The sequence below is a fragment of the Sphingomonas flavescens genome, assembly GCF_030866745.1.
In the GTDB taxonomy this organism is placed as follows: Bacteria; Pseudomonadota; Alphaproteobacteria; order Sphingomonadales; family Sphingomonadaceae; genus Sphingomicrobium; species Sphingomicrobium flavescens.
In genome coordinates this window covers 1,866,436-1,883,253 of record NZ_CP133016.1, presented here as the reverse complement: position 1 = coordinate 1,883,253, position 16,818 = coordinate 1,866,436, and the positions used below count along the sequence as shown (strand labels likewise).

Here is a 16,818-nt window from a genome sequence, read left to right as displayed (position 1 = left end):
GCATTTGTTGGCGGCCTTATGGCTACGCACCGTAGTTTGGACGGGCCATGAAGCCCATCGATCCTCACGCGTTTGACCGCAAGCAGGCGGAAGCCACCGCGCCCATCGTGCCGCAAGACCGGCACATGATCCGCACGCAGATGAATCGCACCGACTGGCTGATTCTCGCCGTGCTGGCAGTGATCTGGGGCGGCGCCTTCTTCTTCATCGGCGTCGCCGTGAAGCACGTGCATCCGCTGACCTATGTCTGGCTCCGCGTGACGATCGCGGCCGCGGCGATGTGGCTGTTCCTGCGCTTCAAGGGCCAGCGCCTCGGCCTGCCGGCAAGCGCCTGGGGCTCGATTTTCCTTCTCGCGCTGCTCAACAATGCGCTGCCCTTCACCCTGTTCGGCTGGGGCCAGACGCATATCGCCAGCGGTTTGGCGTCGATCCTCAACGCAACGACGCCGATCTGGGGTGTCGTCGTGGCCCATTTCCTGACCAGCGACGAGCGCATGACGCCGCGCAAGATCGCGGGTGTCCTGCTCGGCTTCGGTGGCGTTGCGACGATGATCGGGCCGGCCCTGCTGTCCAACCTCGGCACCAGCGGCCTTGCACAGGTCGCCTGCGTCGCCGCCTCGCTGAGCTATGCGCTAGCCGCAGTCTGGGCACGCCGCTTCCGCCGTCAGGGCATCTCGCCCCTCAGCGTGACGACCGGTCAGATGACTGCCGCGGCGGTCATCATGCTGCCGATATCGATGTTCTTCGATCAGCCTTGGACGCAGCCGTTACCGCCGCTCAGCGCCTGGGCCGCGATTACCGCGCTCGCTTTGTTGTGCACGGCCTTCGGCTACGTGCTCTATTTCCGGCTTATCGAAACCTCGGGCGCGACCAATGCGCTGCTGGTCACCCTGCTCGTGCCGCCGGTCGCGATCCTGCTCGGAGCCCTGTTCCTCGGCGAAACGCTGGCGCCGCAGGACTTCCTCGGCCTCGGCCTGATTGCGCTAGGCCTCGCCGCGATCGACGGACGACTAATTAGCCGGCTGACGGCGCCGCGCCCGCTTCCGCGAGAAGCTTAGCGGCCTCGGCGCTCGTCCAGTCGAGGTCGCCGACGTAGCGCCAGACTTCCTTTCCGTTGCCATCGAACAGGATCGACGTCGGCAGAACGACATCCGGCCCGAGCGCGCCCGACAGCCCCATTTTCTCATCATGATAGGGCTTGAGCGTCGCGATCTTGTGCTCCTTGAGGAACGCCACGACCGACGCCTGCGGACCCGTGTCCTGGCTGACTGCGAGCACCTCGATCTTCCCGCTGGACGCCAGCTTGTCGAGCGTCGGCAGTTCCTTGACGCACGGCGCGCACCAGCTGGCCCATAGGTTCACCAGCACGGGCTTGCCCTTGAAGTCGGCAATCCGCACCGTCTTCCCCGCGCCATCCGTGAACGGCGCGTCGGGCGGCAGCTTTCCGGCATTGTCGCGGTGGACGCCTTTGACCCCGCCCGTGTCGTCGGCGGCATTGGCAGTTTCGTTCGCGGCAGTCGGCGCTTCCGCTTTTTGCTGGCATGCGGTGATCAGGAGGGCAGCGGCGGCGATTGGAAGTATGCGCATCTGCATGCGCTAGCGCATCGAGCGGCGAGCGGCTACTCGGACCCCATGACGGCGAAGCGGATTGTGGTGATCGGGAGCCTGCTGGCAATGGCCGGATGCGGTCGCGAAGCCAGCCTGAAGCCGGCGCCTGGCCATGCGCTTCCGGTCAAGCCATTGATGGCCCGCACGACGCCGACACCCGAACAGCTCCTGACCGCACCGGCCTATGCCCGGCCCGAGCGCGTCGATGAGCTGGTCAAGCGTTCGCAGCCACGCCAATCCGACCCGTTCGACCTGCCGCCACCCGCCGGCGGGATGGCGCCCTCGCTTCCCGCCGGTGCCGACCCGACGTCCAATCAGATGGGACAAAGCACACCGAAATGACCAAAGTTCGCAAGGCCGTCTTCCCGGTCGCTGGCCTCGGCACGCGTCTCCTGCCCGCCACCAAGAGCATTCCCAAGGAAATGATCACGGTCGTCGACCGTCCGCTCATTCAATATGCGGTCGACGAAGCGCGCGAGGCGGGGATCGAGCAGCTGATCTTCGTCACCGGCCGCGGCAAGTCCTCGCTAGTCGACTATTTCGACCAGGCCTTCGAGCTGGAGGCGACGCTCAAGGGCAAGAACAAGAGCCTCGACATTTTGGAGCCCAGCAACGCCAGCTTCGGCGAGGTGGTGACGGTCCGCCAGCAGCAGCCGCTCGGCCTTGGCCACGCGGTGTGGTGCGCGCGGCACATTATCGGCGACGAGCCGTTCGCGGTGCTGCTGCCCGACGAGCTGATGTACGGCACGCCCAATTGCCTCGCGCAGATGGTCGAGGCGTATGATCGCGTCGGCGGCAATCTTGTTGCCGCGCTCGAAGTGCCCGAGGATCAGACCCACCAATATGGCGTCGTCAATCCGGGCGCGACCGATGGACCGCTGACCGAAATCCGTGGACTCGTCGAAAAGCCCGCGCCCGGCACGGCGCCGTCGAGACTGATGCTCCCCGGACGCTACATCTTGCAGCCCGAAGTCATGCGCGCGCTGGACGCGCAGGAGCGCGGCGCGGGCGGCGAGATCCAGCTGACCGACGCCATGGCCAAGCTGATCGGCCAGCAGCCGTTCCATGCCTTCCGTTTCGAAGGCCAGCGTTACGATTGCGGCAGCGCGGCGGGGTTTGTGATTGCCAATCTGGCCATGGCGCTGGAGCGCGGCGATGTGGCGCCGGCCGTGCGCGAGTTCATCGCCGGGCGTTAGCCAGCGCGTCCTTCAGCTCGCCGATCTGGATCGCGCGTTCGACCACGCGCGCATCCAGCGCCGCATTGTCTTCCTGCAGTCGTCTGACCGCCCGCGCGCGCTGGATGCGCCGCTCGATCCGCGCAAGCAGCACTTCGAAGTGGAAGGGCTTCAGGATCACATCGTCCGCGCCGCTCTCATAGGCGTTAACGGCGCCCTTGGGATCCGATTTGCCGGTGATCAGCATGATCGGCAGCTCGTTCCATTGAACCTCGCCGCGGATCGCGCGAGCTAATTCCGCTCCGCTCATCCGCGGCATGTTCAACTCGGCAAGGACCAGATCGATCGGCAGGCGGTACAGCTCCGCAATGGCTGTCGCGCCGCTGTCGGCAGTCGTCACCCGATAGCCGGCCTCAGCCAGCCGGCGGGCGATCACGCCGAGGTTGGTCCGATTGGGTTCCACCACCAGAATGCGCCGTCGCTCGTCAGGCTCAGGATAACGAATGTCCATCGGGAATAGCGCTACGCAAAGATGGTTAACGGCGCGCTAAGAAGTATAGTGCTGTCAACGATGCGAGCAACGCCGCGGCCGCACCCGTGGTGCTCGTCCAAAATTTTGACGGTTCTTTTTCGCGGAATACCCACCCGGTCGAGTACCACGTGACTCCACTCCGGAGCCCGAACACGAGCTTTAGCGCAGCAAACAGTGCCACGGCTCCAAAGAACAAGTCAGTTCCGGTCATTCCCGCGCAAGCGCCTATGCCTCGAGCTCGACGTCCCAATAGAGATAATCCCGCCAACTCTGGTGCAGGTAATTGGGCGGGAAGGCGCGGCCATGTTCCTGCAGCTGCCAGCTGGTCGGGCGGATCGGTTCGCGCATGATGTGCATATGCGCTTCCACCGGAGTGCGGCCGCCCTTCCGCAGGTTGCACGGGGCGCAGGCGGTCGCGACATTCTCCCACGTCGTGCGCCCGCCATAAGCGCGCGGGATGACGTGATCGAAGGTCAGCTCCTTCCGTGTCCCACAGTACACGCACTGGAATTTGTCGCGCAGGAACAGGTTGAAGCGGGTGAACGCTGGATACTCGTTCGGCCGCACGAACTGCCGCAGAGCGATGACGCTCGGCAGCTTCAGCGCCGTGCTCGGGCTGTGCACCTCCCGCTCGTAATGCGCGACGACGTCAACGCGTTCGAGAAACATGGCCTTGACCGCCGTTTGCCAGGGCCACAGCGACAATGGGTAATAGGACAGCGGCGTGTAGTCGGCGTTGAGCACCAGCGCCGGGCAGCTTTCGGGATGGCGGATGAGTTCGGGGTGATACATGGACGCGCGAACAGCCTTTCGTTCGGTTCGAACCGAACTGCTGCTCTCCGGCCCCGTCGCACTCAAGGTGGAGAGGGCGGTGCGGCCCATCTTCCCTTGTTGCCCTCCGGATGCCAACCCGGCGTGACATGCGCATGACACCACTTTCCATGACTCACCGTCAAGAGTCCTTTGCGGCACAATTCACATGATTGTTACGCGTTTCGCGCCGTCGCCGTCGGGGCGGCTGCATCTAGGCCATGCTTACAGCGCGGCCATCGGCCGAGCGGCGGGGGACAGCTTTCGGCTGCGGATCGAAGATTTGGATCAGACTCGCTGCAAGCCGGAATTCGTCGATGGCATCTTCGAGGATTTGCGCTGGCTCGGCATCGATTGGGACGAACCGGTGCTGGTGCAATCGCAGCGTACCGCGCATTATCAGGCCGCGCGCGACGATCTGCGTGCCCGAGGCCTGGCCTACGCCTGCTTCTGCACCCGCGCCGACATCGCCCAGTCGCTGACCGCGCCCCACGGCGATGCTGCCACGTCTTACCCCGGCACTTGTCGCCATCTGCCCGACGATCCGGAACGGCGCGCGTCGACGCCGCATAGCTGGCGATTAAATTCGGCGGCGGCGCTTGAGCTGACCGGGCTGCCAACATGGACCGAGCATGACGGCCGCACCTTCAGCGCCAAAGCCGAGGACATCGGCGACGCGATCCTCGCCCGCAAGGATGCGCCCGCCTCATACCACCTTTCTTGCGTCGTGGATGACGCGGAGAGCGGCGTGACAATGGTCGTGCGCGGCGCGGACTTGCGCCCATCGACACCGATCCAGCGCTTGCTCCAGCAACTGCTAGGCCTGCCCGAGCCGGCCTACCTCCATCACCCGCTGATCACCCACCTCGACGGCCGCCGCCTTGCCAAGCGCGACCTCGCGCCGACACTCGCGGCAATGCGGGACGCCGGCGTCGATGGGCCAACGCTTGTCCGCCAGCTTCTCGCGGGCGAAGTGCCGTCTGGCTTTCGCCTTCAGGACGCCTAAATAGCGCCCATGACCCCCATCCTCATCATCCTGCTCGTGCTGGCCATGGCCGCCACGGCCTACGTCCTCGTCCGCGGCGTCATCGCCATGGCGTCCGGCAAAGACCTCACCGGCGAGCAGCAGCAGAATTACATGCGCAAGCGCGTGCTGTTCCAGGGCGTGGCGATCGTCATCATCGTCCTGATCCTGGTCGTGGCCGGCCAAGCCGGTCACTGATGGTCAAGCTCAACAAGATCTACACCCGCACGGGCGACAAGGGCACGGCGGGACTGGTCGACGGCAGCCGCGTCAGCAAGTCGAGCCTGCGCATGGCCGCCATCGGCGACGTCGACGAGGCCAATGCCGCGATCGGCATGGCCATCGCCGTGCTCGAGAAGGACGCGATCGCCGACCAGTATACAGAGATTCAGAACGACCTGTTCGATCTCGGCGCGGACGTCGCAACGCCTGGCAAGATCGAGGGCGCGCTCCGCATCGTCGGCTCGCAGGTCGAGCGTCTGGAGCGCGACATCGACGTCATGAACGCGGGCCTGGCGCCGCTGGAAAGCTTCATTCTGCCAGGCGGATCGGCAACCGTAGCCGCCCTCCACCTCGCCCGCGCGATCGTTCGGCGGGCGGAGCGCTCAGCGGTCGCGCTCAACGAGGCCGAGCCCCTCAACCCGCAGGTCCTCGCCTACCTGAACCGCTTGTCCGACCATCTCTTTGTCACGGCGCGCTTTGTCGCCGGACGAGAGGGCGGCGAAGTGTTGTGGAAGCCGGGCGCGACACGGGACTAAGCCCCAGTTCGGCACCTTCCGCGCCCCGGCACGTTCGGGCCGCATGGCAAAATTGAAAGCAATTGCGCTCAACTGCACGCTCAAGCGCAGCAGTGGCGAGAAATCCTCGACCGACGCAATGATCGACCTGCTCGCGAAGCATTTTGTCGATCATGATGTCGAGCTGACCGAGACGATCCGCGTCGCCGACTTCAATGTCCTGCCGGGCGTCAGCTCGGACGAAGGCGACGGGGATGACTGGCCCGAAATCCGCAAGAAGGTGCTCGACGCCGACATCCTTATCCTCGGCACGCCCGTGTGGATGGGCCAGATGTCGAGCATCGCCAAGCGCGTGACCGAACGCATGGACGCTTTCCTCAGCGAGACCGACGATGCGTCGCGGACGCCCGCCTACGGCAAGGTCGCGGTCTGCGCGATCGTCGGCAACGAGGATGGCGCGCACCATATCAGCGCCACCTTGTTTCAGGCGCTGAATGACGTTGGCTGGACCATCCCGGCCGCAGCCGCCTGCTACTGGGTCGGCGAAGCGATGGGGAAGGTCGACTTCAAGGATCTCAAGAAGACGCCAAAACAGGTCGAGGAGACCGCCAAAATGCTGGCCTCGAATGCCGCGCATCTCGCCACTATGTTACAGGGCGGAAACTATCCGGGGATGAAGCCCAGCAAATGAACCGGCCCGAAGCCCGATCGACGTTCGCGGCCGGCGCGCTCAGCGACCGGCTGTTCGCGACGCGCAAGCTGACGCTCGATCTCGCTGCGCCGCTGTCGGACGCCGATGCGACGATCCAGCCCTTTCCGGACGCTTCGCCGGCAAAATGGCATCTGGCCCACACGACCTGGTTCTTTGAGACCTTCGTGCTGCGCGATCACGTGCCCAGCTACCGCGCCTTCGACGATCGCTTCGCGTTCCTGTTCAACAGCTATTATGAAGCCGAAGGACCCCGCCACGAACGCCCACGCCGCGGCATGCTCTCGCGCCCGTCGCTCGACGAGGTTCGCGCCTATCGGGCGCACGTCGACGAGGCGCTGGTCCAGGCGCTTCCCAATCTGCCCGCCGCAGCCCTCGACCTGATCGAGCTCGGCATCAACCATGAGCAGCAGCATCAGGAACTGTTCCTAACGGACATCCTCGCAACCTTCGCCGCCAATCCGACGGAGCCCGCCTACGCGGAAGCCCCACCGGCGGCCTGCTTCGGTGTCGAGCCTCTGGCCTGGCACCGCGGGCGCGACGGCGTTGTGGAAATTGGCGCGTCCGACACCGGGTTCGCCTTCGACTCGGAGCGGCCGCGCCACCGCATCCTGCTCCACCCGCATGAGATGGCCACGCGGCGCGTGACCAATGGCGAATGGCAGGACTTCATCGCCGACGGCGGTTACCGCATTCCGACCTTGTGGCTGTCCGAAGGCTGGGACTGGGTGCAGCGCGACGCCGTTAACGCGCCTCTCTACTGGAATGACGACGGCACCGAGTTCACGCTCGCCGGACGACGCGAGATCGACCGCGCGGCTCCAATTGCGCACGTGAGCTATTTCGAGGCCGACGCCTTCGCCCGCTGGTCCAACGCCCGACTCCCGACGGAAGCCGAATGGGAGGATTTCGCCAGCGGTGCCGATCCGGCCATTGGCAACCAGCTCGACGCGGAAGCCGCGGTGATGCCGCGTCCCGGCGGCGGCGTGTTCGGCGATGTCTGGGAATGGACCCAAAGCGCATTCGCTTCCTACCCCGGGTTCACCACCGCCGAAGGCGCGGTCGGCGAATATAATGGCAAATTCATGTGTGGGCAGTTCGTGCTGAAGGGCGCCAGTTGCGCCACCCCGCGCGGGCACAGCCGCGCTTCCTACCGCAATTTCTTCCCGCCCGCCGCGCGCTGGCAATTCACAGGGGTCCGCCTTGCTCGCGACAGTTGATCAACAGGCACAGCAGTTTCACGATGATGTGCTGGCGGGGCTCGCCGCGCCTATTCCCTCGATCCCGGCCCGTTGGCTCTACGACCGTCGCGGGTCGGAACTGTTCGACGAGATCACGCGCCTCCCGTCCTACTATCCGACACGAACCGAAACCGCGATTTTCCACACCATCATGGATGACATCGCCTCACGCGTTCCCAAGGGCGCCGTGGTCGTCGAATTCGGCGCCGGGTCACAGACCAAGACGCCAATCCTGCTCGACGCGATTAAACCCTCGGCCTACGTGCCCGTCGACATCTCCGGCGACTATCTCGAGCAGAGCGCTGCCGATCTTCAGGCCAGCTTCCCTCAAGTTGAGGTCATCCCGGTCACCGCCGATTTCGCCCGGCCCTTCGCCCTGCCCGGCGGCCTCGACGATCGCCCGAAGCTCGGCTTCTTCCCCGGCTCCACCATCGGAAACTTCGTGCCCCGCAGCGCGACCGACCTGCTGCGGCAGTTCCGCGACCTGCTTGGACCTGGGTCACAGCTGCTGATCGGGATGGATCGGGTAAAGCCGGTTGATCGCCTAATCGCCGCCTATGACGATCCCGAGGGTGTAACTGCGAAATTCTCATTGAACCTACTGACGCGCATCAATCGCGAGCTGGACGCCGACATCCCTGAGGATGCCTTCCGCCACGAAGCGCGCTGGAACGACATCCTGTCGCGGATCGAGATTCACCTCGTCGCGCTGCGCGACGTGGGGTTTATCATCGACGGGCGCACCTTCACCTTCGCAGAAGGCTCATCGATCCATGTCGAGAACAGCCACAAATACGGCCAGCGTGGCGGCCGAGTGCTGATGCTCGCTGGCGGCTGGACACCGATCGCCGAGTGGACCGACCCGGCAGGAGACTTTGCCGAGATCCTGGCGGTGGCCGAACCGAACCGCTTCGCCCCCTAGCCGCCGCGGGGCGGCGCGGCTAAGCGCAGGGCATGATTTACGCCGTCATTGGAATCATCGACCTCATCCTCGCCGTGGCGATGTACGTCATCATAGCGCAGGTGATCGTCAGCTGGCTCATCGCGTTTAACGTGATCAACGTGCACTCGAACGGTGTGCGCACGATCATTGGCGCCATGGAGCGGATGACCGAGCCGCTGTACCGGCCGATCCGGCGCTTGTTGCCCGATTTCGGCGGCATCGATTTCTCGCCGCTCGTCATCCTGCTGATCATCGGCGTTCTCCGGTCGAAGGTTCTTCCGGGCATTCTGATGGAAGCCGGCAACACCCTCACATGACCGCGAAGCGGATCGACGGGAAAGCCGCAGCGCAGGGCATCCGCGATCGCATCGCCACCGAAGTCGATGCCTTCCGCCAGCAGGTCGGGCGGGTTCCCGGTTTGGCGGTCGTTCTAGTTGGCGACGATTCCGCGTCCGCCGTCTACGTGCGCTCTAAAGCCCGCGCGACGGAGCAGGCGGGTATGCAGGGGTTTGAACACCGTCTGTCAGCGACGACAAGCCAGGACGAACTGGTGGCGCTGGTCGACCGGCTGAATGCCGATCCTGCGGTCGATGGCATCCTCGTTCAACTACCGCTTCCTCCGCAGATCGACGAGCAAGTGATCATCACCCGCATCTCGCCTGACAAGGACGTCGACGGCTTCCACCCGGTCAATGCCGGCCGCCTTGCGATCGGGCTGCACGGCTTCGTGCCCTGCACGCCGCTTGGCTGCCTGCGATTGCTTCAGGCCGAGCTCGGGGAGCTGTCTGGCAAGGATGCGGTCGTGGTTGGCCGGTCCAATATCGTGGGCAAGCCGATGGCGCTGCTGCTGCTGCGCGAGAGTTGCACCGTGACCATCGCGCATAGCCGGACGCGGAACCTGCCCGAAGTGGTCCGCCGCGCGGATATCGTCGTGGCCGCCGTCGGTCGTCCGAACATGATCACCGGCGATTGGCTGAAACCGGGGGCGACCGTAATCGATGTCGGCATCAATCGCACCGAGGCCGGCCTGGTCGGCGACGTCGACTTCACATCTGCATCGGAAATCGCAGGTGCGATTACGCCTGTCCCTGGCGGGGTCGGTCCGATGACCATCGCCATGCTGATCCGCAACACCTTCGTCTCCGCTGCGCGGCGCGAAGGCTATTCTTATGAGAAAAGCTTATGATGATCGCGTTCCTCCTTGCCACCGCAACGGCGCCGGCGGCGCCCGCTCGCGTGGTCACCGCCGTTGACGCTGAACATGCCTTCGCCCGCGACGCGAAGCGGATCGGCCAGTGGAGCGCCTTCCGCAAATGGGCGGACCGGGATGCGGTCATGTTCACGCCGCAGGCAGTTTGGGCGAGCACCTTCCTCAAGACTCTGAAAGACCCGCCCAACGCCATCACCTGGCGCCCAGCGCGCAGCTTCGTTTCCTGCGATGGGCGCACCGCCGTGAACACCGGCCCCTGGTTTAAGCAGGACGACAAGCTGGGCGGCTTCTTCACCACTGTTTGGCAGCGGACACCCCGCGGATGGCGCTGGGTCTACGACGGTGGCGGCGAATATCCGGAGGGCACCAGCACACCGGGCATGAAGGTCGAGGTTAAACGTGCGAACTGCGCACGTAAGGCCCCCGGCGCGCCAATCTCTGCCCCGCCCCCACTGACGAACCGCGAAGCGCGGCAGACGCCTGAAGACAGCGGTCGTGGCCAGTCGGCGGACCGAAGCGTGGGTTGGGATTGGAAGGTCGAGAAGGACGGCTCGCGCAAGCTCCGGGTCTTCCAGTGGAACGGCCGTTCCTATGCCCAAGTGCTGTCCGATGAGATTCCGGCCCCACGCACCAAATGATCGAACTGTTCGGATCGGCCCTGGTGACCTTTCTGGTCATCATCGACCCGCCGGGTTGCGCGCCGATCTTCGCCAGCCTCACGCGTGGCACGCCCCCGGCGCATCGCCGCGCGATGGCGGTCCGGTCGGTGCTGATCGCCTGGGCGATCCTGATGTTCTTCGCGCTGCTCGGCCGGCCGATGCTCCATGCGCTCGGCATCAGCCTCGCCAGCTTTCGCATTGCCGGCGGCATCATGCTGTTCATGATCGCGCTCGACATGGTGTTCGAACGGCGGACCGAACGGCGCGAAAAGCGTGCCGAGGAAATCGAGGGCACGCCCGAGGCGGAGGACATCAGTGTCTTCCCGATGGCGATTCCGATGATCACCGGGCCCGGTTCGATCGCCAGCGCCATGCTTTGGGTGTCACGGGCCGAAACCCCGACCCACGTCATCGTTGTCCTCGCCGCGATCACCGTCGTGATGCTGATGACGATGCTTACTCTGCTCGCCGCGGGACCGCTGATGCGACTGATCGGCGAGAAGCTGGAGGCGATGATCACGCGCATCCTCGGCGTCATCCTGGCTGCCTTGGCAGCGCAGTTCATCGTCGATGGGTTGAAGCAAAGCTTTCCGAACGTGCTCGGCTGATCAGCCGACCACGCGCCACATCCGGAACGGCGAATCCTTTGGCAGCGGGACGGGCTTCAGCCACGCCGGGAGCTTGCCCTGCTGAAGCTGGACGTAAAATCCCTTTGGCGCTTCTGCCGCGAAGATCGTCGTCGTCGAGCTGTTCGGGCAGCTTAGCACATAGTCCGACCTGTACTTCTGGACGATGCGGTGGGCCTGGGCCTCAGGCCCGCGCCAGAAGTTCATCACGTCCGCGATCTGCTGGCCGTTGCGGTGGTAGGGACCAGCCACGGCATCGTGATGCGTGACCGTGATGAGCCGGGGACTGAGGTCGATGAAGGTGAACACGCGGCCTTTTGGCTGCAGCGCGATCGGGCGCAGGCCCCACATCGATCCGCACAGACGGTTGGCCTTGCCAATGGCCTTGTCTCGCGCACTCGCCTTGGCCTCCGGTATATAACCGACGACCATCGGGACGATGGCACCGGCGGCGCAGATCACGACCAGCGCGCCGCCCAAGACTCGGGTAATCGGGCTACTGCTGTGCCACGCACGAGGCAGCAGGAACCAGGCGAAGGCCGCGGCGCCGACGACGGCCATCATTTGCGAGGCGGGGCCTGTGCGCGTCTGCCAAAGCAGCAGCGCGGTGGCGGCGAGACCGGGAACTGCGGCGCCGATCACGCGCCGCAAAAGCTCTCGGTCAGAGCGCCGCATCCAAATGGTCAAACCCCAGCCGATCAGTCCAGTGATGGGCAAGGCGAGAATCAACGTCGCGATGCGCCAGCCGTGACGGTAGATCGGTCTCGCCTCCTTCACGTGACTAAGCCAAAGCTGCTCGACCTCGGGTGACACGCCCTCAAGCCGCTGGAGGCAGTGCGGGAACATCAAGGCGTGCCAGCCGGCGATAGCGGCACCGGCACCGATCGCGAGCAGCAATCGACGCTTCCAATCGAGCGGGGACAGCCAAGCCAGTCCGAACATCAGTGCACCGCCGACTAGCGCATCGGACAGCCAAACCGGCGACAAGGCGTCGCAGACGGCGCCCCAATTGTCGTTGGACGCGAACACCAGGAAGCCGAGGGCCGTCGCGCCGCTCAGCGATACCGCATAAGCGAGTAGCCGAGCGCGCTCCTCGCGGTCGTCGACCCAGAACAGCACCATCGCCACGCCAGCGAGCGCAAGATAGATGATCATCTCAAGCCCGATCGCCAATGAAAGCGCGCTGGAGAGCCCAAGCGTGAAACCCCCTCGGACCTTCTTCGGATCGGCAATCCCGGCGATACTGATCGCGAGCAGCGCAAGCTGCCAGCCATGGTGATCGATCCGCTCGGGCATGAACATGCCGTTGGTCGACCCGGCGAAAAACAGGGCCAGGAAAGCGATGAGATAGGCGGTGTGGCCGAGCAATCGCCGCGCGGTCAGCGCCAGCGCAAACAACAGGACCAGATAGGGTAGCAGCGGGGCGATCGCGACCGCCCAGCGCTCCGCGCCGGCGCCGCCAAGGAACGGCCTCAGGCCAAAAATAAGTCCGGCAATGGGCAGATCGACCAGTCGCGACCAGTGGATGTTCGCGCCGAACGGCGGGTTCAGCCGGTAGTTACGAAGGTCATACCAGCCCTGCCCATGCATCCAGGCCCGGACCTGCATGATCCGCATGTTATCGTCGGTGTCGCCAAGCCCGAACCAGCGGATCTGCTGCCACTTGTCGGCGATGAACCAAATGGAAAAGCCCAGCCAGACCAGGAAGGTAACGAGCTTCCAGTTGCGACCCAGCCAATCGAGGGCGCGCGCCTCCCAATCCCCCGCCTTGCTTTGCTCCATGTTTCGCGCTCTAGCCGTCTGATTCTAAACGGCAAGCAGCCGGGGCATGGCTTCCAGATTAAACCTTCAACATGAAACCGTCGGTCAGCTTATGCGGTTTGCCGTGGTCGGCTTCTCACTCGCGGGTGTCTATTCGGTCATCTACTGGGTGCTGGCGACCTACGTGATGCCGCCCGTCGTGGCGGTGGTCATCGCCTTCCTCGTTTCGGTCAGCCTTGGCTTCGTCGCGCATAGCCGGTGGAGTTTCCGCGGCCACGGCGCGCAGGAAGACCACCGGCTGAAGATCAAGTTCCTGCTGGTGCAGAGCTCGGGTTTCGTCCTGAACGAGATTTTCACCTGGGTCCTGACCGGTCCGATGCACGGGCCGACCTGGTGGCCGCTCGTCCCCGCGATCTTCGTCACGCCGCTCGCGACCTTTGCGCTGAACCGCCAGCTGGTGTTCCGCTAAATGGAACGCGTCGTCTATCAGCAAATGGCCGAGCTCGACGAGCGGCACTGGTGGTACCGCGCGCGCCGCCGGATCATCGCCGACCTGATCCGCCGCGAGGTCCGCCCCGGTCCCGATGCGCGCATCTTGGAACTCGGCTGCGGCACTGGCCATAATCTTTCGATGCTAGCTGGCTTTGGCCATGTCGACGGTCTGGAGCTCGACGACGAAGCGCGCGAAATGTCTGCGCAGCGGCTCGGCCGTGAAATCATGAGTTCGCCGTTGCCGGAGCTAAACGGCGTCGCAGATCGTCATTACGATCTGGTCGGGGCGTTCGATGTGATCGAGCACATCGAGGACGATGTCGCGGCGCTGGCCTCGATCGCGACCAAGCTGAAGCCCGGCGGCAAATTCATCATGACTGTGCCCGCGCACCAGTGGATGTGGACGGCGCACGATGTCGTCAATCATCACAAGCGCCGCTACTCCAAGCGCTCGCTGCGCCAATTGTTTGACGGTTCACCGCTTCAGATCGACCGCCTCGGTTATTTCAACAGCCTGCTGTTCCCGCTGGCCGTCGCCGAGCGGACCGCGTCGAAGTTGCGGCGCAAAGACAGCGGTGACGTCACTTTGCCGCCCAAGCCGCTCAACGCCGTCCTGGAGAAGGTATTCGAAGCCGAGCGCTACGCGGTCGGGCGCCTGCCCTTGCCGCCCGGCCTGTCGCTGTTCGCCGTCGCTTCGGCGAGGTAGCCGAGCCGGGCATCGCTGCGCGCGATCCGGTCGCCGCCGGCGATCTCCTGCACGATGTACAGCGGCCGCTGCTTCGCCTCATTGTAGAGGCGGCCGATATATTCGCCCATCAGCGCCAGAACGAACATCTGAATCGCGCCGAGCACGACGACGATGAGCATCAGCGAGGTCCAACCCTGGATGCTCTGCCCGGACATCCACGCGTACGCGATATACAGGACCAGAAGCACCGACCCGAAGGACAGCACAAGACCGGCATGGCTGGCCAGCTTCAGCGGCGCGGACGAAAATCCTGTCAGTGCGTCGAGCGCGAAACGCACCATTTTGCTCAGCGGATATTTGGTCTCGCCCGCAAAGCGTTCCTGCCGGTCGTAAGCGAATGGGACCTGCCGGAAACCGATCCACGCGACCATCCCGCGGATGAATCGCGCCTGTTCCGGCATCGCTAGCAAGGCATCGAGCGCACGGCGGCTCATCAGCCGGAAGTCGCCCGCGTCGAGCGGGATATCGACCTCGGTGGCGCGCGACAGCAGGCGATAGAAGCCGTGCGCCGTCGCGCGCTTGAACGCGGTCTCGCCGGCGCGGCTCTTGCGCACGCCATAGACGACGTCGGCATCCTGCTCGCGCATGGTTTTCAGCATCGGCGACAGCAGTTCCGGTGGATCCTGAAGGTCGGCGTCGATGATGAGGATTGCATCGCCACAGCACAGGTCGAGCCCAGCTGTCAGTGCCAGCTGGTGCCCATGGTTCCGTGAAAGGTTGATCGCCACGACGTGCGGGTCGCTCGCCGCAAGCTGTTCCATCGCTGCCCAGCTGCCATCGCGCGAACCGTCATTGATGAGAACGATCTCGTGATCATCGCCAACCGCGATCCGCGCCGCCGCGCTTAGCCGCTGATGCAGCTCGGGCAGGCATGCTTCCTCATTGAAGCAGGGAACGACGATCGACAGCGCGGTCATTGGTGCGTTTTGTAGAGCACAGTCCCCGGCCCGCGCCAGACCAACCGCATATCGGACACTGTCGCCGGGTCGTACGCCGGCGCATCGATCAGCCAGACATAGTCGAAATCGTCGCGCGGCAGGTTGCGCAGAGACTCATTCACCTGCCGATGAAGATTGTCGCGGCAATTGTTGGGCCGCACCAGCTGCGACGGATCGGCGGCGAAGTAGCCGGCGCGTCGATACTTGAGGTCGAGCAGGTTGACGCCCTCGAGCAGCCACTGGTCGTTCGAGAAACCGTCCTTCCGGACGATGACCATCGCCCCAAGGTGACCATTACGCAGTGGAGGCCAATATTCGGCGCAGGTCATCCCGACCAGGCTGATGACGCGCGCGCCCCGCGGCATCAGGTCGATCGCGCGCAATTTCGCTGTTTGATCGTTAGCCGCCCAGGCGAGGCTTACCGTATTTGCCACCGTCCGCGTGGCGAAGAACAACAGTCCTAGCACGGCCAGCACCTGGGCCGTCGTCCGGTCGGGGGCGCCGGGAAAACGAATGGCGAGGATCATCACCGCCATCAGGTACGGAACAAGCCGCATGTCGGCGTAGGCCGAACCGAAAACGATGCGCGGCACTGCGGCAAACGCGATCGCCAGCACGATGGCGGAGAAGGCCAGGTTGCGCGACAGCGTCAGCTTGCGGCTGAAGATCGCGTACAGAAACACCAGCAGCGGCACGACCAGCGAGCCGATATCGAACCATTTCCAGCGATCTCGCAGCGCGGCATAGATCCATCGCCATTTGATCTTCCAATTGAACCAGTCGATGGTTTGCCCGCCGTGCGCTTCGCTGCGCCACAGCAGCATCACTGCGAGCGGCAGGGCCATCACCGAGCAGTGCAGCGCGGCTTCGATCCCGGCGCGCCACCACGTCCGTCCTCGGTCATGGATGCGTACCGCGTCGGCCGAAAAGCACATGAGCCCGAGGAGGCCCCAACCATAGGTGTGGCAGAAGAAAATGATCAGCGAGATTGGCGCGAACAGCCAGCCACGCAGCACCGTCTTGTCCAGCCGTCCCAGCCGCAACCAGAGACCGAACGCGAGAAAGGCCAGCGCCACCGACAAGGTGAAATTCACGAAGCCGAATAAGAACGGGTAACCGTAGATAAAGGGTAGCGCGAAGAAGGCGGTCGGCGGCTCGCGGCCGTGCACCTCACGCGCGCACCACAGGAATCCTGCAGCGGTCATCGGAGGGATCGCCAGCACGATCAGCTTGATGGCCGGTTCCAGGCCGATCAGCTTGCCGAGCGGGATGATAAGCAGATCGACGCCAAGATTGCCGATCGCAGCCCAATGGTAGTCGTAATAGCGCTGCAGATATGGCGAGGTGGCGAGGTCGAGTTCGACCCGATAGCGGCCCATGTGGCCGAACAGATCGACCAGGGGCGGTATCGGCGGATAGAGCAGCGGGATCGCGGTCGACAGGACGACAAGCGCGAGGAACCAGCGGCGCTCCCACCACGGGCGCGCCGTCTCGGCCGTTTCGATTTCCTGAGCGGCCGAAGCCCCCATGTTCACATGCCCGCCATGAAACGCTCGCGGCGTCCTAGCGGGGCTTGCTCAATTGTCCATCTGGGGCGCGTCGAAT

21 protein-coding genes are annotated in these 16,818 nt (G+C 64.5%); 15 read left to right on the top strand and 6 right to left on the bottom strand.

The features are described 5' to 3' along the window. Nucleotides 1-47: 47 nt before the first annotated feature. Nucleotides 48-1,058: a DMT family transporter gene (locus QU596_RS09700; protein WP_308515316.1), complete on the top strand. Its 1,011-nt coding sequence runs from the start codon at nt 48-50 to the stop codon at nt 1,056-1,058. Here QU596_RS09700 and QU596_RS09695 read toward each other — a convergent pair. Next, nucleotides 1,015-1,587 carry a TlpA family protein disulfide reductase gene (locus QU596_RS09695; RefSeq protein WP_308515315.1) on the bottom strand — a complete coding sequence of 191 codons (573 nt, stop codon included), beginning with the start codon at nt 1,585-1,587 and terminating at the stop codon, nt 1,015-1,017. The two genes, QU596_RS09700 and QU596_RS09695, sit on opposite strands and share 44 nt — an antisense overlap. Before the next feature lie 45 nt (nt 1,588-1,632). Between QU596_RS09695 and QU596_RS09690 the strand changes: the two genes are divergently transcribed. Together QU596_RS09690 and QU596_RS09685 are read left to right on the top strand one after the other, a co-directional pair. Then, nucleotides 1,633-1,950, top strand: a complete 318-nt coding sequence (locus QU596_RS09690; RefSeq protein WP_308515314.1) for a hypothetical protein — start codon at nt 1,633-1,635, stop codon at nt 1,948-1,950. Next, nucleotides 1,947-2,804, top strand: coding sequence for a UTP--glucose-1-phosphate uridylyltransferase (locus QU596_RS09685; RefSeq protein ID WP_308515313.1), 858 nt, complete (start codon nt 1,947-1,949; stop codon nt 2,802-2,804). The genes QU596_RS09690 and QU596_RS09685 overlap by 4 nt, the downstream gene beginning before the upstream one ends. Here the strand turns inward: QU596_RS09685 and QU596_RS09680 are convergent. Together QU596_RS09680 and QU596_RS09675 are read right to left on the bottom strand one after the other, a co-directional pair. Next, complete coding sequence (locus tag QU596_RS09680; RefSeq protein ID WP_308515312.1) at nt 2,788-3,294, bottom strand: response regulator; 507 nt, start codon at nt 3,292-3,294, stop codon at nt 2,788-2,790. The genes QU596_RS09685 and QU596_RS09680 overlap by 17 nt on opposite strands. Nucleotides 3,295-3,540: 246 nt before the next feature. Continuing rightward, nucleotides 3,541-4,107: an HNH endonuclease gene (locus QU596_RS09675; protein ID WP_308517975.1), complete on the bottom strand. Its 567-nt coding sequence runs from the start codon at nt 4,105-4,107 to the stop codon at nt 3,541-3,543. Between the two features lie 187 nt (nt 4,108-4,294). Here QU596_RS09675 and gluQRS point away from each other — a divergent pair, with 187 nt between their 5' ends. The 10 genes from gluQRS to QU596_RS09625 are packed head-to-tail and all read left to right on the top strand — an operon-like array spanning nt 4,295 to nt 11,256. After that, nucleotides 4,295-5,131: a tRNA glutamyl-Q(34) synthetase GluQRS gene (gluQRS, locus tag QU596_RS09670; protein ID WP_308515311.1), complete on the top strand. Its 837-nt coding sequence runs from the start codon at nt 4,295-4,297 to the stop codon at nt 5,129-5,131. Nucleotides 5,132-5,140: 9 nt separating this feature from the next. Further along, a complete protein-coding gene (locus QU596_RS09665; RefSeq protein WP_308515310.1) occupies nt 5,141-5,347 on the top strand; it encodes a twin transmembrane helix small protein in 207 nt (68 codons plus the stop codon). After that, nucleotides 5,347-5,907, top strand: coding sequence for a cob(I)yrinic acid a,c-diamide adenosyltransferase (locus tag QU596_RS09660; protein ID WP_308515309.1), 561 nt, complete (start codon nt 5,347-5,349; stop codon nt 5,905-5,907). The genes QU596_RS09665 and QU596_RS09660 overlap by 1 nt, the downstream gene beginning before the upstream one ends. Nucleotides 5,908-5,950: 43 nt before the next feature. Further along, nucleotides 5,951-6,577, top strand: coding sequence for a flavodoxin family protein (locus tag QU596_RS09655; RefSeq protein WP_308515308.1), 627 nt, complete (start codon nt 5,951-5,953; stop codon nt 6,575-6,577). Next, nucleotides 6,574-7,815 carry an ergothioneine biosynthesis protein EgtB gene (gene egtB / locus QU596_RS09650; RefSeq protein ID WP_308515307.1) on the top strand — a complete coding sequence of 414 codons (1,242 nt, stop codon included), beginning with the start codon at nt 6,574-6,576 and terminating at the stop codon, nt 7,813-7,815. Before QU596_RS09655 ends, egtB begins: the two co-directional genes overlap by 4 nt. Then, nucleotides 7,799-8,758: an L-histidine N(alpha)-methyltransferase gene (egtD, locus tag QU596_RS09645; protein WP_308515306.1), complete on the top strand. Its 960-nt coding sequence runs from the start codon at nt 7,799-7,801 to the stop codon at nt 8,756-8,758. Before egtB ends, egtD begins: the two co-directional genes overlap by 17 nt. Before the next feature lie 32 nt (nt 8,759-8,790). Continuing rightward, the gene (locus tag QU596_RS09640) at nt 8,791-9,096 is read left to right on the top strand and encodes a YggT family protein (RefSeq protein WP_308515305.1); all 306 of its coding nucleotides are present in this window, start codon (nt 8,791-8,793) and stop codon (nt 9,094-9,096) included. Beyond that, the gene (gene folD / locus QU596_RS09635; protein WP_308515304.1) at nt 9,093-9,965 is read left to right on the top strand and encodes a bifunctional methylenetetrahydrofolate dehydrogenase/methenyltetrahydrofolate cyclohydrolase FolD; all 873 of its coding nucleotides are present in this window, start codon (nt 9,093-9,095) and stop codon (nt 9,963-9,965) included. The genes QU596_RS09640 and folD overlap by 4 nt, the downstream gene beginning before the upstream one ends. Then, nucleotides 9,962-10,627: a hypothetical protein gene (locus QU596_RS09630; protein WP_308515303.1), complete on the top strand. Its 666-nt coding sequence runs from the start codon at nt 9,962-9,964 to the stop codon at nt 10,625-10,627. The genes folD and QU596_RS09630 overlap by 4 nt, the downstream gene beginning before the upstream one ends. Further along, a complete protein-coding gene (locus QU596_RS09625) occupies nt 10,624-11,256 on the top strand; it encodes a MarC family protein (RefSeq protein WP_308515302.1) in 633 nt (210 codons plus the stop codon). Before QU596_RS09630 ends, QU596_RS09625 begins: the two co-directional genes overlap by 4 nt. Here the strand turns inward: QU596_RS09625 and QU596_RS09620 are convergent, their stop codons facing one another. Then, complete coding sequence (locus tag QU596_RS09620) at nt 11,257-13,056, bottom strand: AcrB/AcrD/AcrF family protein (RefSeq protein ID WP_308515301.1); 1,800 nt, start codon at nt 13,054-13,056, stop codon at nt 11,257-11,259. It lies immediately after the preceding gene. Between the two features lie 46 nt (nt 13,057-13,102). Between QU596_RS09620 and QU596_RS09615 the strand changes: the two genes are divergently transcribed. Together QU596_RS09615 and QU596_RS09610 are read left to right on the top strand one after the other, a co-directional pair. Continuing rightward, nucleotides 13,103-13,504: a GtrA family protein gene (locus QU596_RS09615; RefSeq protein WP_308515300.1), complete on the top strand. Its 402-nt coding sequence runs from the start codon at nt 13,103-13,105 to the stop codon at nt 13,502-13,504. Beyond that, a complete protein-coding gene (locus tag QU596_RS09610) occupies nt 13,505-14,233 on the top strand; it encodes a class I SAM-dependent methyltransferase (RefSeq protein ID WP_308515299.1) in 729 nt (242 codons plus the stop codon). It begins immediately after the preceding gene. Here the strand turns inward: QU596_RS09610 and QU596_RS09605 are convergent. Next, nucleotides 14,167-15,192, bottom strand: a complete 1,026-nt coding sequence (locus QU596_RS09605) for a glycosyltransferase family 2 protein (RefSeq protein WP_308515298.1) — start codon at nt 15,190-15,192, stop codon at nt 14,167-14,169. The two genes, QU596_RS09610 and QU596_RS09605, sit on opposite strands and share 67 nt — an antisense overlap. After that, entirely contained in the window at nt 15,189-16,742 is a 1,554-nt protein-coding gene (locus QU596_RS09600) for a hypothetical protein (protein WP_308515297.1), read from the bottom strand. Before QU596_RS09600 ends, QU596_RS09605 begins: the two co-directional genes overlap by 4 nt. Nucleotides 16,743-16,818: the final 76 nt, after the last annotated feature.

Excerpts from the sequence above, each read along its gene's own strand:
- QU596_RS09600 (WP_308515297.1), bottom strand. The coding sequence starts at position 16,742 with ATGGGGGCTTCGGCCGCTCAGGAAATCGAAACGGCCGAGACGGCGCGC.
- QU596_RS09690 (WP_308515314.1), top strand. The coding sequence starts at position 1,633 with ATGACGGCGAAGCGGATTGTGGTGATCGGGAGCCTGCTGGCAATGGCC.
- QU596_RS09630 (WP_308515303.1), top strand. The coding sequence starts at position 9,962 with ATGATGATCGCGTTCCTCCTTGCCACCGCAACGGCGCCGGCGGCGCCC.
- QU596_RS09685 (WP_308515313.1), top strand. The coding sequence starts at position 1,947 with ATGACCAAAGTTCGCAAGGCCGTCTTCCCGGTCGCTGGCCTCGGCACG.
- QU596_RS09620 (WP_308515301.1), bottom strand. The coding sequence starts at position 13,056 with ATGGAGCAAAGCAAGGCGGGGGATTGGGAGGCGCGCGCCCTCGATTGG.
- egtB (WP_308515307.1), top strand. The coding sequence starts at position 6,574 with ATGAACCGGCCCGAAGCCCGATCGACGTTCGCGGCCGGCGCGCTCAGC.
- folD (WP_308515304.1), top strand. The coding sequence starts at position 9,093 with ATGACCGCGAAGCGGATCGACGGGAAAGCCGCAGCGCAGGGCATCCGC.
- QU596_RS09660 (WP_308515309.1), top strand. The coding sequence starts at position 5,347 with ATGGTCAAGCTCAACAAGATCTACACCCGCACGGGCGACAAGGGCACG.
- QU596_RS09680 (WP_308515312.1), bottom strand. The coding sequence starts at position 3,294 with ATGGACATTCGTTATCCTGAGCCTGACGAGCGACGGCGCATTCTGGTG.
- gluQRS (WP_308515311.1), top strand. The coding sequence starts at position 4,295 with ATGATTGTTACGCGTTTCGCGCCGTCGCCGTCGGGGCGGCTGCATCTA.
- QU596_RS09640 (WP_308515305.1), top strand. The coding sequence starts at position 8,791 with ATGATTTACGCCGTCATTGGAATCATCGACCTCATCCTCGCCGTGGCG.
- QU596_RS09675 (WP_308517975.1), bottom strand. The coding sequence starts at position 4,107 with ATGTATCACCCCGAACTCATCCGCCATCCCGAAAGCTGCCCGGCGCTG.
- QU596_RS09695 (WP_308515315.1), bottom strand. The coding sequence starts at position 1,587 with ATGCGCATACTTCCAATCGCCGCCGCTGCCCTCCTGATCACCGCATGC.
- QU596_RS09615 (WP_308515300.1), top strand. The coding sequence starts at position 13,103 with ATGGCTTCCAGATTAAACCTTCAACATGAAACCGTCGGTCAGCTTATG.
- QU596_RS09655 (WP_308515308.1), top strand. The coding sequence starts at position 5,951 with ATGGCAAAATTGAAAGCAATTGCGCTCAACTGCACGCTCAAGCGCAGC.
- QU596_RS09625 (WP_308515302.1), top strand. The coding sequence starts at position 10,624 with ATGATCGAACTGTTCGGATCGGCCCTGGTGACCTTTCTGGTCATCATC.
- QU596_RS09700 (WP_308515316.1), top strand. The coding sequence starts at position 48 with ATGAAGCCCATCGATCCTCACGCGTTTGACCGCAAGCAGGCGGAAGCC.
- QU596_RS09665 (WP_308515310.1), top strand. The coding sequence starts at position 5,141 with ATGACCCCCATCCTCATCATCCTGCTCGTGCTGGCCATGGCCGCCACG.
- QU596_RS09605 (WP_308515298.1), bottom strand. The coding sequence starts at position 15,192 with ATGACCGCGCTGTCGATCGTCGTTCCCTGCTTCAATGAGGAAGCATGC.
- QU596_RS09610 (WP_308515299.1), top strand. The coding sequence starts at position 13,505 with ATGGAACGCGTCGTCTATCAGCAAATGGCCGAGCTCGACGAGCGGCAC.